This window comes from Paraburkholderia sp. CI2 (assembly GCF_014201055.1).
GTDB lineage: Bacteria > Pseudomonadota > Gammaproteobacteria > Burkholderiales > Burkholderiaceae > Paraburkholderia > Paraburkholderia tuberum.
In genome coordinates this window covers 24,061-38,767 of record NZ_JACHDL010000006.1, presented here as the reverse complement: position 1 = coordinate 38,767, position 14,707 = coordinate 24,061, and the positions used below count along the sequence as shown (strand labels likewise).

Below are 14,707 nucleotides of genomic sequence, written 5' to 3'. Positions count from 1 at the left end.
GGATGCCTAATTTAGGGAAGTGAAAATGAGTTTAATCGCGGATATCGTCGCGGCGAGAGGCCCAACGATGGTTAGAATTTCCAATGTACTGGACTATTCAAATGACCTGTCCCTGGTACTGTCCAAATTCGGCCTGACTCAAGATGAGGCGATGCTTGTGCGCCATGATAGAGCCGGGGCCATTGCTATTCTCACGAACCTGCTATGGAAAGGGCAGGCTTATGATTGTGAATGCATGGGCAGGAGTAAAGCGGAAGAGCTTGCTGAAAAAATAATTTCTGAAAATGAATCAAAAGAAAGTAGGTATTTTTCAAACAAGAAATCACCATCATCGGATTCGTGGAATGGTCTTACGGGCTCGACCTTTGACTCAGGTATTGTTATAAGTAATGGGGATGGCCGATATTTCTGTATCTGGCTTGAAGATGAAGATTAATTTGACGTCTTCAGTTAAGTCATGAAACCAGTCAACTTATCCAGAGCTTGGTCATTTCTTCGGAGCCTACCTCAATCAGGATTACGACCTTTCAGGAGACACACTCGCGGAGGTCGTTGAATGCTACAAACAGGGGACGCCTGTGGACGCGCATGAAAGGATGCTGTCCGAGATAGAGCGATTCAAGGGCGAACATCCAGACATGGACGAGGCATTTGAGGAGGCTTACGGCCAAGATTGTTCGCCAGACCTGTGAGGTCACACGACCGCCTCGCTTCTTATGGAGTTGAAGCAGATCCCGAGCGAGTAAGACTCTCGGCTACGCCAACTTACGGCGCGTCTACACCAATCGCGCCCGCTTCTTCTGCGGGCACCGTTTCACGCCTCCAACGCCGCCCGCGCGCACACCTCGTCGGTAACGAGCCCCGACAACCATCCCCCCTTGAGCACCGCGATCAGCGCCTCGCGCTTGCGCTGCCCGCCCGCGAAGCCGATGGTCGGCCGGCGCGGCGGCGTGTCGAGCGCGATGCTCGTCACGCGTCGGCCAGTCGGCGATTCGACGTGCGCGCCGGCCGCATCGATCGGCAGGCCGAGCATTTCGGCGACCGCGCCGTTGTGCATCAGCTCGTTCACCTCGCCTTCCGTGATGAAGCCGTCCTCGTGCAACGGACAGGTCATCCCAATGTTGCCGATGCCGACGAACGCGACATCGGCTTGCGCCGACAGCGATTCGACGATCCGGTACAGACGGTGATTGCACCACTGCGCGCGCTCGGCCTCGCTGTCGGCGAGCAGCGGCGCGGGCAGCAGAAAATGCTTGCCCCCGGTCTTTTCGGAAATGTGCAGCGCGACGTCGTAGCGGTTCGAGGAGCCGTCCTGCGCGATCGCGCCGACCATCGATACCAGCCGATGCTGCGGACGGTCTAGCTGCGCGATCTGATCGACCGCGGCCTTCAGCGTGCGGCCGCTGCTGACCGCAACGACCATCGGCTTTTCCTCGCTCAGATAGCGCTCCATCACCTGCGCGCCGGCCACCGCGAGCTTACGGTCGACTTCCTCGGAGGTATCGCCGTCGATCGGCACGATCTCGCACATGCTGAGGCCATAGCGCTTCGACAGCTGATCGGCGAGCGACAGGCAATCAGCGAGCTTGTGATCGACCCGCACGCGGATCAGGTTCTTTTCGACCGCGAACGCGACGAGCCGCTGCGCGACCGGCCGCGATACCTGCAGCTTCTCGGCGATTTCGTTCTGGGTATTGCCCGCGACGTAATAAAGCCACGCGGCGCGTGTGGCGAGATCGAGTTTTTCTGTGGACCTGGGCACGATGAGGTTTCGGTTGAAGTGCGCCGATGATAGCGGCCGGCGGCGCGTCTGTCGCGCGGGCCGGCCGCGGTTGACGCTCAGGCGAGCGGTGCGCGCGCGGGATCGAACAGCGGCCGTACGTGGCGATACAGCGCGCGATACGCTTCGAGCCGCGTGCGCAATTGCGCGTGGCGGCGCGGATTCGGCGTGAACTCCTTTTCGACAGGCGGCTTGGTCAGCACGGTGGCCGGCTCGCCACCGGCGGCGAGCCAGCCGAGACGCGCCGCGCCGAGCGCCGCGCCGGTTTCGCCGCCGCCGTGCTTGACGGTGACGGTGTCGAGCGCATCGGCGAGCAACTGGGCCCAGTAGTCGCTGCGTGCACCGCCGCCGAGCAGCGACAACACCTTCGCCTCGGTGCCGGCCGCGCGCAGCGCGTCGAGGCCGTCGGTCAGCGCGAGCGTCACGCCTTCGAGCACCGCGTAGCCGAGCAGCGCGCGGTCGGTTGCGTGAGTCATGCCGAAGAATACGCCTTGCGCATAGGGGTCGTTGTGCGGCGTGCGCTCGCCCGACAGATACGGCAAAAAGAGCGGCGCGGTGGTCAAGGCCTCGGCGGGCAGCGCCTCGATTTCGGCGAGCAGCGTCGGCTCGTCGGTCGACGTCAGCTTGCAGACCCAGCGCAAACAGCTCGCCGCCGACAGCACCACGCTCATCTGATGCCAGCGGTCCGGGATCGCATGACAGAACGCGTGCACGGCGGAGGCCGGGTTCGGGCGGAAGCTGTCGCCGACCACGCACAGCACGCCCGAGGTGCCCAACGACACGAAGCCGTCGCCCGGTTGCGTCGCGCCGATGCCGATCGCGCTGGTCGCGTTGTCGCCGCCGCCGGCCGCGACGATCACGTCGTCGCGCAGGCCGAATTCGCGCGCGAGTTCCGGCAGCAGCGTGCCGGCCGGCGCGCTGCCTTCGCGCAGCGCCGGCATCTGCGCGCGCGTCATGTTGCAGGCAGCGAGCAGCGAATCGGACCAATCGCGTTTCGCGACGTCGAGCCACAATGTGCCGGCCGCGTCCGATGGATCGGACACCTTGCCGCCCGTCAGTTGCAGGCGCAGATAGTCTTTCGGCAGCAGCACGCAGGCAGTCCTCGCGAAAATCTCCGGCTCGTGACGTGCGACCCACAGCAGCTTCGGCGCCGTGAAACCGGGCATCGCCAGATTGCCGGCGACGCTGTGCAGATCCGGCGCGCGCTCGGTCAGCTCCGCGCACTCCTTGTCACTGCGCATGTCGTTCCACAGGATCGCGGGCCGCAGCACGCGGTTTTCCGTGTCGAGCAGCACCGCGCCGTGCATCTGCCCCGACAGGCCGATGCCGCGAATCTGCGCGAATTCGTCGGGATGACGCGCGCGCAACACGGCGAGCGCCGTGCGCGTGCCGGCCCACCAGTCTTCGGGATTCTGCTCGGCCCAGCGCTGGTGCGGACGCGAAACGGTGAACGGCGAGCCTGCGGTGCCGATCACGCGGCCGTCGGAGGCGAGCAGCAGAACTTTCACTTCGGACGTGCCGAGGTCGATGCCTAGGTACATGGGAGCGAAACCTTCGTCGTTGGGGATGCGCTACTTTAGCGGTTCATCGCGCGCGCTGTCATGCGCATTAAGCCTGGCTAGTCGCGCCGCGTTCGGCGAGCCATGCGTCGACCCGCGCGAGCGCGCCCGCGAGCGCCGCTTCGAGCTCGGGCGTCTGCGCCATGCCGCCCCACAGCAGCCGGTCGGCCGCGAACGCGCGCAGCGGATCGGGCGCCGTGAAAAAGGCGTGCGCGACGCGCTCTTCCATCACGCCGTCCTGATACGCGTAGGGCAGCTTGCCCGTGTGCCAGCGTTCCAGAAAGCGGAAGAACAATGCGGGCAGCATCGCGGTCGCCGCCGGCGTGACGCCGCGCTCGAAGCATTCGGCGAGTGTCGGCGCGATGAAGCCGGGTAACTTCGAGAAGCCATCGGCGGCGACGCGCTGGTTCGTGTCGAGGATATGCGGGTTGCTGAAGCGCTCGAGCACGACGTCGCGATAGCGTTCGAGATCGAGCGGACTCGGTGTCAGACACGGGATCACGTCCTCGGTCACGTAGTCGTACGCGAACTGGCGGATGTCGGCATCGAGCGTGCCTTCGTGGATGTAGTTCAGGCCGACCAGCGTGCCCGCCCACGCGATGCAGCTATGCGTCGCGTTGAGAATGCGGATCTTCGCTTCCTCGTACGGCAGCACCGAATCGACGAGTTCCGCGCCGACCTTCTCCCAGGCCGGCCGTCCCGCGATGAAGCGGTCTTCGATCACCCACTGGATGAACGCCTCGCCCATCACCGGACTCGCGTCGTCGACGCCGGTCGCGGCCTTCACGCGCTCGCGCACGTCGGGCGTCGGACGCGGCGTGATGCGATCGACCATCGAACACGGGCATGACGTGTTGTCGTCGAACCATTGCGCGAGTTCGTTCGCGCCGCGTCGTTCGAGAAACTCGCTCATGCCCGCATGAAAGCGCTCGCCGTTGCTGCGCAGGTTGTCGCAGGTCTGCAGCGTGACGGGTCCCGCGCCGCGCTTCACGCGCGCGTCGAGAATCGCCGCGAGCGCGCCGTAGATCGTCGTGTGGCCGCCGGCGAGGTCGGCGGCGAGATCGGCATTCGCGGTGTCGAGCCGGTCGTGTTCGTCGAGGTAATAGCCGCCTTCGGTCACGGTGAACGCGATGATCTTGCAAGCCGGATCGGCGCCCGCTTCGATCAGCCCGTCGAGGCTTTCGCTCCACGGCAGCACGCGCTCGATCGAGCGGATCGTCTCGTAGGCGCGCTCGCCTTGCGGCGTGACGGTTTCGAGCGTGTAGACGCCGTTCTGCGCGGCGAGCGCTTCGAGCACCGGGTTCATGTCGCCGCGGATATTGCCCACGCTCAGCGACCAGCGCGGCTCGCCGGCCGTGCCCGCTTCGTTCAGCCGGTGCAGATACCACGCCTGATGCGCGCGATGAAACGATCCCGCGCCGATGTGCAGGATCACGTGTGCGGCCGCGCCGCTGCCTTGCCCGCTGTTCATGTTGTGTCTCCAAAAACTTGTCCGCGGCGCTCGCGGCGCGCGTTCTGTGCGTGCAGAGCATTTGCTCTGTGTGTGAGCGAATGATCGTACCCGGAGAAACGAAAGTCAAGGCAAGGGGCGGGCTTTTGATGGCGCAGCGCGGCATGCGCGATGCGCCGGCGGGAGCGACGAGCGCCCGAGGCGAGAAAACGAGTCGCGCCGCTCATATTGCATTGCATCAAATTTGACCGTGCGCGCGTCGGGGCTAACCCGAATACAAAAAAGTATCGGTCCGCGGTTCCTTTTAAAGTGGTCGCCAACGCGTTTGGCGGTTACTTTTCGCTTTACAAGATCAAGATCGGCGGCGCCTCCCGCGCGCCGCTTCATGGAGGCAGACAGTGCAACCTGATCTCGAAATCGTGGCCGTACGCCACGACGAATCGTTCAAAGTGTGGTCGCATGGCTATCCGTATCGCACTGTGCGCTGGCACTTTCATCCGGAGTACGAAATCCATCTGATCGTCGCGACGACCGGCAAGATGTTCGTCGGCGATCACATCGGCAGCTTCGCGCCCGGCAACCTTGTGCTGATGGGGCCGAACCTGCCGCACAACTGGGTCAGCGACGTGCCCGAAGGCGAGAGCGTCGCGCAGCGCAATCTGGTCGTGCAATTCGGCCAGGAGTTCGTAGCGAACTGTCTCGAGAGTTTTCCGGAGTGGCGTCAGGTCGAGGCGCTGCTCGCCGATGCGCGTCGCGGCCTGTCGTTCGGTCTGGAGACATCCGCGCAGATCAAGCCGCTCTTTCTCGAACTGCTCGCGGCGCGCGGGCTGCGCCGGCTCGTGCTGTTCATGTCGATGCTCGAGATCCTGATCAACGCGCCGGATCGCGACACGCTCGCAAGTCCCGCTTATCAGGCCGATCCGACCAGCTTCGCGGCGACCCGCATCAATCACGTGCTCGCGTATATCGGCAAGAACCTCGCGAACGAGTTGCGCGAGTCGGAGCTTGCGCAACTCGCCGGCCAGAGCGTCAGCGCGTTTTCGCGTTATTTCCGCCGCCATACCGGGCTGCCGTTCGTGCAGTACGTGAACCGCATGCGCATCAATCTCGCGTGCCAGTTGCTGACCGACGGCGAACTGAGCGTGACCGACATCTGCTTCAAGGCGGGCTTCAACAACCTGTCGAATTTCAACCGGCAGTTTCTTGCGATGAAGGGCATGGCGCCGTCGACGTTTCGCCGTTATCAGCAACTGAACGATGCGAGCCGCGATGCTTCCGAGCAAGCGGCCGCGCATGGCAGGGGCATCGACAACGCGCCGGCGATCGTGCTCGCGCCGGACTTGTCGCGTAGCGGCGTCGCGTACCCGGTCACATAGTGCCCGCCCGGTAGTTCACAGCTTTATTCCACTCGCGTTTCAACACGCATCGATCGCGCTGTGCGCCCACAGCGCGAGGGGGCGTGCTCACTTCAAAAAATGGAGACAACCATGAAGCCGTCGACTCTTTCGCTCAACCCTTCGATGATGTTCGCGCGCCGTGTCGCCTCGCTCGCGTTCGGTTTGTCGCTAGTCGCTGTGTCGGCCGCGCAGACCGCGCAGGCCGCGCCGCTGAAAATCGGCATGACGTTCCAGGAACTGAACAACCCGTACTTCGTGACGATGCAGAAAGCGCTGAACGACGCGGCCGCGTCGACCGGCGCGACGGTCGTCGTCACCGACGCGCATCACGACGTCAGCAAGCAGGTCAGCGACGTCGAAGACATGCTGCAAAAGAAGATCGACATCCTGCTCGTCAATCCGACCGACTCGACCGGCATCCAGTCGGCGGTCACGTCGGCGAAGAAGGCGGGCGTCGTCGTGGTCGCGGTCGATGCGAACGCGAACGGTCCGGTCGATTCGTTCGTCGGCTCGAAGAACTACGACGCGGGCGTGATGGCGTGCGACTACCTCGCGAAGTCGATCGGCGGCAGCGGCGAAGTGGCGATTCTCGACGGCATTCCGGTCGTGCCGATTCTCGAACGCGTGCGCGGTTGCAAAGCGGCGCTCGCGAAGTCGCCGGGCGTGAAGCTCGTCGATACGCAGAACGGCAAGCAGGAACGCGCGACCGCGCTGTCCGTCACCGAGAACATGATCCAGGCGCACCCGAATCTGAAGGGCGTGTTCAGCGTGAACGACGGCGGCTCGATGGGCGCGCTGTCGGCGATCGAATCGTCGGGCAAGGACATCAAGCTGACGAGCGTCGACGGCGCACCGGAAGCGATCGCCGCGATCCAGAAGCCGAATTCGAAATTCGTCGAGACGTCCGCGCAATTCCCGGCCGACCAGGTGCGCATCGCGCTCGGCATCGCGCTCGCGAAGAAGTGGGGCGCCAATGTGCCGAAAGCGATTCCGGTCGACGTGAAGATGATCGACAAGAGCAACGCCAAGGGCTTCAGCTGGTAACGCAGGCGCAGGCTGCCGCGCGTGCGGATCATGCGCGGCGGCGCGCGGCACAGGAACATGCGATGGACACGATTCTGAAGCTCGACAACATCAGCAAGAGCTTTCCCGGCGTGAAGGCGCTGCAAGGCATTCACCTCGAGATCGCGCGCGGCGAGATTCACGCGCTGCTCGGCGAGAACGGCGCGGGCAAGTCGACGCTGATGAAGATTCTGTGTGGTATCTACCAGCCGGACGAAGGCACGATCACGCTCGACGGCGAGCAACGCCACTTCGCGAACTATCACGACGCGGTGGCCGCGGGCGTCGCTATCGTGTTTCAGGAGTTCAGCCTGATTCCGTATCTGAACGCGGTGGAGAACATGTTTCTCGGCCGTGAATTGCGCAATCGCTTCGGTCTGCTCGAACGCGGCAGCATGCGGCGCGCGGCGGCGCGGATTTTTGAGCGGCTTGGCGTAGCGATCGATCTGTCGGTGGCGATCCGGGAACTGTCGGTAGCGCAGCAGCAGTTCGTCGAAATCGGCAAGGCGTTGTCGCTCGATGCGCGCGTGCTGATTCTCGACGAACCGACCGCGACGCTGACGCCCGCCGAGGCCGCGCATCTGTTCACGATCATGCGCGAGCTGAAGCAGCAGGGCGTCGCGATGATCTTCATCTCGCACCACCTCGAAGAGATTTTCGAGGTGTGCGACCGCATTACGGTGCTGCGCGACGGCCAGTACGTCGGCACGACCGAGGTCGCGCAATCCGACGTGAGCCGGCTCGTGCAGATGATGGTGGGACGCCGCATCGAAAGCAGTTTTCCGCCGAAGCCGACGCCGCGCGCCGGCGCGAAGGTCGTGCTCGACGTCGCGCGCTTGCAGCTGTTCAAAGACAGCCCCGAGCTGAGCTTCACGCTGCGCGAGGGCGAGATTCTCGGCTTCGCGGGACTCGTCGGTTCGGGGCGCACCGAGACCGCGCTCGCGGTGATCGGCGCGGACCGTGCGTACGCGAAGGAAATTCGCGTCAACGGCGCGGCCGCGAAGCTCGCCGACCCGGCCGATGCGCTGCGCGCGGGGGTCGGCATTCTGCCCGAGAGCCGCAAGACCGAAGGGCTCATTACCGAGTTCTCGATCAAGCAGAACATCTCGATCAACAACCTCGGCAAGTACCGGTCGCTACGTTTCTTCATCGACCAACGTAGCGAAGCGCGCGCGACCGCCGACATCATGAAGCGCGTCGGCGTGAAGGCCCCAACGATGCACACCGAAGTCGCGACGCTGTCGGGCGGCAATCAGCAGAAGGTCGTGATCGCGCGCTGGCTCAATCACCACACCAACATCCTGATCTTCGACGAACCGACACGCGGCATCGACGTCGGCGCGAAGGCCGAAATCTATCTGCTGATGCGCGAACTGACCGCGCGCGGCTACTCGATCATCATGATCTCGTCCGAGTTGCCGGAGATCGTCGGCATGTGCGACCGCGTCGCCGTATTCCGGCAGGGCCGCATCGAAGCGCTGCTCGAAGGCGACGCGATCGAATCGAATGCCGTGATGACCTAGCGACCGCCGGTTCGCTCGGAGCCTCTCATGAACATGCCTAATCCTTTCTCTTCGCCGAAAACATCGAGTGTCAACCGCGACACGCCGGGCGCGCCGGTGCGCTTCACGTGGGCCGCGCTGAAGCGCTCGACGCTGTTCTATCCGTTCATCGGCCTGCTGGTCGTCTGCATCGTGATGGTGTTCGCGAGCGACAGCTTTCTGTCGGCCGCGAACATCGAGAACGTGCTGCGCCAGGTGTCGATCAACGCGATCATTGCGGTCGGCATGACCTGCGTGATCCTGACGGGCGGCATCGATCTGTCGGTCGGCTCGGTGATGGCGCTTTCGGGCACGCTGTCGGCCGGGCTGATGGTCGCCGGCATGAATGGGGTGGCCGCGCTTGCGGTCGGCCTCGCGGTCGGTCTCGGCTTCGGCGCGGCCAACGGCTTTTTCGTCGCGTTCGCCGGCATGCCGCCGATCATCGTCACACTCGCGACGATGGGTATCGCGCGCGGCCTCGCACTGATCTACACGGGCGGCTACCCGATCGACGGTCTGCCCGACTGGGTCAGCTTCTTCGGCAGCGGCAAGATTCTCGGCGTCCAGGCACCGGTCGTGATCATGGCGGTGATCTATCTGATCGCGTGGGTGCTGCTCGAACGGATGCCGTTTGGCCGCTACGTGTATGCGATCGGCGGTAACGAGCAGGCGACGCGATTGTCCGGCGTGCGTGTGGCGCGCGTGAAGCTGATCGTCTACACGATCGCGGGTTTGACGTCCGCGTTCGCCGCGATCGTGCTGACCGCGCGCCTGATGAGCGGCCAGCCGAACGCGGGCGTCGGTTTCGAACTCGACGCGATCGCCGCCGTCGTGATGGGCGGTACGTCGATCTCCGGTGGGCGCGGCTCGATCATCGGCACGCTGATCGGCGCGCTGTTACTCGGCGTCCTGAATAACGGCCTGAACATGGTCGGCGTGAATCCGTACGTGCAGAACGTGATCAAGGGCGGAATCATTCTGCTCGCGATCTATATCAGCCGCGAGCGCAGAAAGTAACGCTCGCTTCCCCACATCCCTCTTTTCGCAGGACCATGCAATGACGACTCAATCCGACCAGCGGAACATGACCGCCATCGTCTGTCATGCACCGAAAGACTATCGCGTCGAGCAGGTTCAGAAACCACGCGCGCGCGCGCACGAACTCGTGATCCGCATCGCCGCGTGCGGCATCTGCGCGAGCGACTGCAAATGCCATTCGGGCGCGAAGATGTTCTGGGGCGGCCCGAGCCCATGGGTCAAGGCGCCGGTGATTCCGGGCCACGAGTTCTTCGGCTATGTCGAGGAACTGGGCGAAGGCGCGGCCGAGCATTTCGGCGTGCAGAAGGGCGAGCGCGTGATCGCCGAGCAGATCGTGCCGTGCGGCAAGTGCCGCTATTGCAAGTCCGGCCAGTACTGGATGTGCGAAGTGCACAACATCTTCGGCTTTCAGCGCGAGGTGGCGGACGGCGGCATGGCCGAGTACATGCGCATTCCGCCGACCGCGATCGTCCACAAGATTCCCGACGGCATCTCGCTCGAAGACGCCGCGATCATCGAGCCGCTCGCGTGTGCGATTCACACGGTCAATCGCGGCGATCTGCAACTCGACGACGTGGTCGTGATCGCGGGCGCGGGGCCGCTCGGTCTGATGATGACGCAGGTCGCGCATCTGAAGACGCCGAAGCAGCTCATCGTGATCGATCTGGTCGAAGAACGGCTCGCACTCGCGCGCGAATATGGCGCGGACGTGACGATCAATCCTCGGAAGGACGACGCGCTCGCGATCATCCGTTCACTGACGGACGGCTACGGTTGCGACGTCTATATCGAAACGACGGGTGCGCCGATTGGGGTGAATCAGGGGATGGACCTGATCCGCAAGCTCGGGCGCTTCGTCGAATTCTCGGTGTTCGGCGCGGATACGACGCTCGACTGGTCGGTGATCGGCGATCGCAAGGAACTCGACGTGCGCGGCGCGCATCTTGGGCCCTATTGCTATCCGATCGCAATCGATCTGCTCGCGCGCGGACTCGTTACGTCGAAGGGCATCGTCACGCACGGCTTTTCGTTGGAAGAATGGGACGAAGCGATCAGGATCGCGAACTCGCTCGATTCGATCAAAGTGCTGATGAAGCCGCGCGCGTGAATCTGGGGCGCGGCGTTTCAACGGAGACTCTATGAACTACGTCATCGGCGTCGATATCGGCACGCAGAGCACGAAGGCGCTGCTGGTCGACGAGCAGGGCGCGATCGTCGCGCAGCATGCGTCGAGCTATCAGCCCGATACGCCGAAGCCATTGTGGGCCGAGCAGTGGCCCGCGGTGTGGCTGAAGGCCGTGGTCGAATGCGTGGCCGCGTGCGTCGGCGAGGCGAAGGCGGCCGGCATCGCGCCGGGCGCGATCAAGGCGCTGTGCGTGAGTAGCCTGTACGGCGGCTCGGGCATTGCGGTCGACAACGACATGCGGCCGCTCGCGCCCTGCCTGATCTGGATGGACCGGCGCGCGACCGCGCAGGTCGACTGGGTGCGCGAGAACGTCGATCTCGAACGGCTCTATACGATCACCGGCAACGGGGTGGACAGCTACTACGGTTATACGAAGATGCTGTGGCTGCGCGAGAACGAGCCGGACGTGTGGGCGCACACGCGCTATTTTTTGCCGCCGAACGCATACGTGATCTACATGCTGACCGGCGAGGTCGCCGTCGATCACAGCTCGGCCGGCAATATCGGCGGCGTCTACGATATCGCGCGGCGCGACTGGTCGGACGAAGCGCTCGACATGCTCGGCATTCCCGCGACGATGATGCCGGAGCGGCTGGTCGAATCGTCGGAGGTGGTGGGCGGGCTGTTGTCGCAATGGACCGCGCAGCTCGGGCTCGACGCGGGCACCGCGATCGTCGCGGGTGGCGTCGATGCGGCGATGGCGACGTTCGCGGCCGGCGTCACGCGCGCGGGGCAGCACGTCGCGATGATCGGCACCAGCATGTGCTGGGGTTACCTCAATCAGCGTGTCGACGCACGGCACGGTTTGATCAGCATGCCGCACGTTTTCAACGGGCAGCACGACATCTACGTATTCGGCGGTGCGATTACCGCGGGCGCGTCGGTCACCTGGTATCGCGAGCAGTTCTGTCACGCGGAGATCGAGGCCGCGCGCGCGACACCGCATGGCGATCCGCATCGGCTACTCGAAGAGAGCGCCGCGCAAGTGCCGGCCGGCGCCGACGGCGTGCTGTTCCTGCCGTATCTGATGGGCGAGCGCAGCCCGGTGTGGGATGCGAAAGCGAGCGGCGCGTTCGTCGGGCTGTCGCTGTTTCATACGCGCGCGCATCTGTATCGCGCGGTGCTCGAAGGCGTGTCGTTCGCGCTGAAGCACAACATCGAGGCGGGGCGCAAAGGCGCGCAATCGCTCGACGACAAGCTGATCGTGGTCGGCGGCGCCGCGCTGCTCGCCGCGCTCGGCGTCGGCCTCGTGTCGCGCGAAGCGGCGCAAGGCGGCTGGGTAACGCTGATCGAGCGCGCGCAGCCCGACGCACGGCGCATGGCGCTATACAAAGAGCGCTTCGGCGTGTACACGGACCTCTATCCGGCGTTGAAGCCGGTCATGCATCGCTTGCAATCATCATGAACGCTACTTTCGATTTTTCCGGCCGCTCGATTCTGGTGACGGGCGCCTCCAGCGGCATCGGCCGCGCGACGGTTGAGACGCTGTGCGCGAGCGGCGCGTCGGTCGTCGCGGCCGCGCGCAACGTGAACGAGCTCGCGCGGCTCGCCGAGGGAACCGGCTGCGAGCCGTTGAGGCTCGACATCAGCGACGAAGCCGTGATCGACGAAGCAATGGCCTCGCTCGAACCGTTCGACGGTCTGGTGAATTGCGCGGGAATCGCGTTGCTCGAACGCGCGGTGGAAACGACGGCCGCAAGCTTCGATCGCGTGATGGCGGTGAATGCGCGCGGGGCGGTGCTGGTCGCGAAGCACGTCGCGCGTGGCATGCTCGACGCGGGGCGCGCGGGCAGCATCGTCAACGTGTCGAGCCAGGCCGCGCTCGTCGCCCTCGACGATCATCTGAGCTATTCGGCGTCGAAGGCCGCGCTCGATGCAGTCACGCGCGCGTTGTGCATCGAGCTGGGGCCGCACGGAATTCGCGTGAACAGCGTGAACCCGACGGTCACGCTGACGCCGATGGCGGTGCTGGCGTGGAGCGATCCTGTCAAACGCGATCCCGCTTTGCAGGCGATTCCGCTCAGGCGCTTTGCCGAATCGGCGGAAGTCGCCGCGCCGATTCTGTTTCTGTTGAGCGACGCGGCGTCGATGATTAGCGGGGTATGTTTGCCGATCGATGGTGGTTATACCGCGCGCTAGCGGGTGTCAGGCACTGCCGGTTGCCGGGTGAAATGGAAGTACGCGGAGGCCCTACCAGACGGTGTGGGGCCGTCCTGTGGGAGGAAGTGCGGGCTACTCACTCAGAAGAAGACGCTTAAGTTTGTTGAGAAAAGCCTCAGTGGTCTGCTCCCACACGGTCGGATCGCACTGGTAGCCAAAATTTTCCTCAAACGCTGCGTCAAGGTTCCCCGCATGATCGCTCTTGAATCGGTCTATCTCGGCCACCGTCGCGTTAATCTCTTCCGGTGTGCATTCGCATGTAAAAGACAAAACCAATTCCTCAATTGTGTTTCCGAACAAGTCGAAATCTTCATGGAAGCGGCCACCAAGCAATTGATACAAATTTTCGTATCTCAGATTGATCGACTGGCCGGATAGCACAGCCGCGAGTTGCTGAGCACTCAGTACAACCTTCAGTCCTTCGTCGTCATCGGCACCGGGCATATCGAAACCCTCTGATGTTTTTATGGGGTTCCGATGCTGCCATGCTGACCATCTCTCAAGATTCGGATAACTCCGAACTTGCGTCATAGTGTTGGCTTGCTCTTTGTTCCCCGCCAGAATGCCAGGTTTGCCCGGGAAGTGCCTTACACGCGCTAACCGCTACAGCATCGTCCGCACGTGCCACAGCTCGGGAAACAGCACCACGTCGAGCATCTTGCGCAGATACTGCGCGCCGCTCGTGCCGCCGGTGCCCTGCTTGAAGCCGATGATGCGCTCGACCGTCGTCACGTGGCGGAAGCGCCACTGGCGAAACGCATCCTCCAGATCGACGAGTTCCTCGGCCATCTCGTACAGATCCCAATGCTCGGACGGATTGCGATACACCTCGAGCCACGCCGCTTCGACCGATGCATCATGTTCGGTCGGCTTCGTCCAGTCGCGTTCGAGCCGCGCGGGCGAAATCCTGAAGCCGCGGCGCGCGAGCAGCCTCACCACTTCGTCGTAGAACGACGGCGCTTCGAGTGATGCCTTCACTTGAGCGTACACGTCGGCGCGATGCTCGTGCGGCTTCAGCATCTGCTCGTTCTTGTTACCGAGCAGGAATTCGATCTGCCGGTACTGATACGACTGAAAGCCCGACGAACTGCCGAGGTACGGCCGCATCGCCGTGTATTCGGACGGCGTCATCGTCGCGAGCACGCTCCACGCCTGCACCAACTGCTCCATGATTCGCGACACGCGCGCAAGCATCTTGAACGCGGGCGGCAGGTCGTCGCGATGCACGGCCGCGAGCGCCGCGCGCAGTTCGTACAGCGCGAGCTTCATCCATAGCTCGCTCGTCTGATGCTGGATGATGAACAGCATCTCGTTGTGATCCGGCGACAACGGATGCTGCGCGTCCAGCACCGTGCCGAGCGACAGATAATCGCCGTAGCTCATCGACTCCGAGAAGTCGAGCTGCGCGTCGTGCCAGCCGCTGTCGGCCGCGCTCGCGGACGGCGCCGACGCCGTCCGTCCGTGCCCGAACGGGCAGCCTTGTGCCGCCGGTTCTTCTGGCAAGCCCGGCGTGTGCATGTGATCGGTCATTCTG

General features: G+C 63.8%; 12 protein-coding genes and 2 pseudogenes. 9 read left to right on the top strand and 5 right to left on the bottom strand.

What is annotated here, in order from left to right; translation table 11 throughout:
* The first annotated feature begins 25 nt into the window (after window positions 1-25).
* A complete protein-coding gene (locus HDG32_RS10725; protein ID WP_184066455.1) occupies window positions 26-436 on the top strand; it encodes a hypothetical protein in 411 nt (136 codons plus the stop codon).
* A 49-nt stretch (window positions 437-485) separates the two neighbouring features.
* Window positions 486-692 (top strand): annotated as a pseudogene (locus HDG32_RS10720) (contact-dependent growth inhibition system immunity protein); the annotation flags it as partial.
* A gap of 122 nt (window positions 693-814) precedes the next feature.
* Here HDG32_RS10720 and HDG32_RS10715 read toward each other — a convergent pair.
* From HDG32_RS10715 to dalD, 3 genes are all read right to left on the bottom strand, one after another.
* Complete coding sequence (locus tag HDG32_RS10715; RefSeq protein ID WP_184066452.1) at window positions 815-1,762, bottom strand: sugar-binding transcriptional regulator; 948 nt, start codon at window positions 1,760-1,762, stop codon at window positions 815-817.
* A 77-nt stretch (window positions 1,763-1,839) separates the two neighbouring features.
* Window positions 1,840-3,321: a xylulokinase gene (gene xylB / locus HDG32_RS10710; protein WP_184066449.1), complete on the bottom strand. Its 1,482-nt coding sequence runs from the start codon at window positions 3,319-3,321 to the stop codon at window positions 1,840-1,842.
* A gap of 67 nt (window positions 3,322-3,388) precedes the next feature.
* A complete protein-coding gene (dalD, locus tag HDG32_RS10705; protein WP_184066446.1) occupies window positions 3,389-4,810 on the bottom strand; it encodes a D-arabinitol 4-dehydrogenase in 1,422 nt (473 codons plus the stop codon).
* A 377-nt stretch (window positions 4,811-5,187) separates the two neighbouring features.
* On the opposite strand from dalD, the gene HDG32_RS10700 reads away from it, so the two are divergent.
* The 7 genes and pseudogenes from HDG32_RS10700 (at window position 5,188) to HDG32_RS10670 (ending at window position 13,152) form a co-directional block, all read left to right on the top strand.
* Window positions 5,188-6,165 (top strand): AraC family transcriptional regulator, encoded by a 978-nt coding sequence (locus HDG32_RS10700; RefSeq protein ID WP_184066443.1) that lies wholly within the window; start codon window positions 5,188-5,190, stop codon window positions 6,163-6,165.
* A gap of 144 nt (window positions 6,166-6,309) precedes the next feature.
* On the top strand, window positions 6,310-7,230 hold the full coding sequence (locus tag HDG32_RS10695; protein WP_409340023.1) for a substrate-binding domain-containing protein: 921 nt from the start codon (window positions 6,310-6,312) through the stop codon (window positions 7,228-7,230).
* Between the two features lie 62 nt (window positions 7,231-7,292).
* A pseudogene (locus tag HDG32_RS10690) lies at window positions 7,293-8,812 on the top strand (sugar ABC transporter ATP-binding protein).
* The gene (locus HDG32_RS10685; RefSeq protein ID WP_184066435.1) at window positions 8,799-9,806 is read left to right on the top strand and encodes an ABC transporter permease; all 1,008 of its coding nucleotides are present in this window, start codon (window positions 8,799-8,801) and stop codon (window positions 9,804-9,806) included. The pseudogene HDG32_RS10690 and the gene HDG32_RS10685 overlap by 14 nt, the downstream one beginning before the upstream one ends.
* A 40-nt stretch (window positions 9,807-9,846) precedes the next feature.
* Complete coding sequence (locus HDG32_RS10680) at window positions 9,847-10,935, top strand: alcohol dehydrogenase catalytic domain-containing protein (RefSeq protein WP_184066432.1); 1,089 nt, start codon at window positions 9,847-9,849, stop codon at window positions 10,933-10,935.
* A gap of 31 nt (window positions 10,936-10,966) precedes the next feature.
* Window positions 10,967-12,418, top strand: a complete 1,452-nt coding sequence (locus tag HDG32_RS10675) for an FGGY-family carbohydrate kinase (protein ID WP_184066429.1) — start codon at window positions 10,967-10,969, stop codon at window positions 12,416-12,418.
* Window positions 12,415-13,152: an SDR family oxidoreductase gene (locus HDG32_RS10670; RefSeq protein WP_184066427.1), complete on the top strand. Its 738-nt coding sequence runs from the start codon at window positions 12,415-12,417 to the stop codon at window positions 13,150-13,152. Before HDG32_RS10675 ends, HDG32_RS10670 begins: the two co-directional genes overlap by 4 nt.
* A 93-nt stretch (window positions 13,153-13,245) precedes the next feature.
* On the opposite strand, the gene HDG32_RS10665 is transcribed toward HDG32_RS10670, so the two are convergent.
* Complete coding sequence (locus HDG32_RS10665) at window positions 13,246-13,617, bottom strand: contact-dependent growth inhibition system immunity protein (protein ID WP_260336433.1); 372 nt, start codon at window positions 13,615-13,617, stop codon at window positions 13,246-13,248.
* Window positions 13,618-13,776: 159 nt separating this feature from the next.
* On the bottom strand, window positions 13,777-14,703 hold the full coding sequence (gene kynA, locus HDG32_RS10660; protein WP_184066424.1) for a tryptophan 2,3-dioxygenase: 927 nt from the start codon (window positions 14,701-14,703) through the stop codon (window positions 13,777-13,779).
* Between the last annotated feature and the right edge of the window lie 4 nt (window positions 14,704-14,707).

Coding starts and splice junctions, on each gene's coding strand:
- HDG32_RS10665 (WP_260336433.1), bottom strand. CDS start 13,617: ATGCCCGGTGCCGATGACGACGAAGGACTGAAGGTTGTACTGAGTGCT.
- HDG32_RS10680 (WP_184066432.1), top strand. CDS start 9,847: ATGACGACTCAATCCGACCAGCGGAACATGACCGCCATCGTCTGTCAT.
- HDG32_RS10695 (WP_409340023.1), top strand. CDS start 6,310: ATGATGTTCGCGCGCCGTGTCGCCTCGCTCGCGTTCGGTTTGTCGCTA.
- dalD (WP_184066446.1), bottom strand. CDS start 4,810: ATGAACAGCGGGCAAGGCAGCGGCGCGGCCGCACACGTGATCCTGCAC.
- HDG32_RS10670 (WP_184066427.1), top strand. CDS start 12,415: ATGAACGCTACTTTCGATTTTTCCGGCCGCTCGATTCTGGTGACGGGC.
- HDG32_RS10685 (WP_184066435.1), top strand. CDS start 8,799: ATGAACATGCCTAATCCTTTCTCTTCGCCGAAAACATCGAGTGTCAAC.
- HDG32_RS10675 (WP_184066429.1), top strand. CDS start 10,967: ATGAACTACGTCATCGGCGTCGATATCGGCACGCAGAGCACGAAGGCG.
- xylB (WP_184066449.1), bottom strand. CDS start 3,321: ATGTACCTAGGCATCGACCTCGGCACGTCCGAAGTGAAAGTTCTGCTG.
- kynA (WP_184066424.1), bottom strand. CDS start 14,703: ATGACCGATCACATGCACACGCCGGGCTTGCCAGAAGAACCGGCGGCA.
- HDG32_RS10725 (WP_184066455.1), top strand. CDS start 26: ATGAGTTTAATCGCGGATATCGTCGCGGCGAGAGGCCCAACGATGGTT.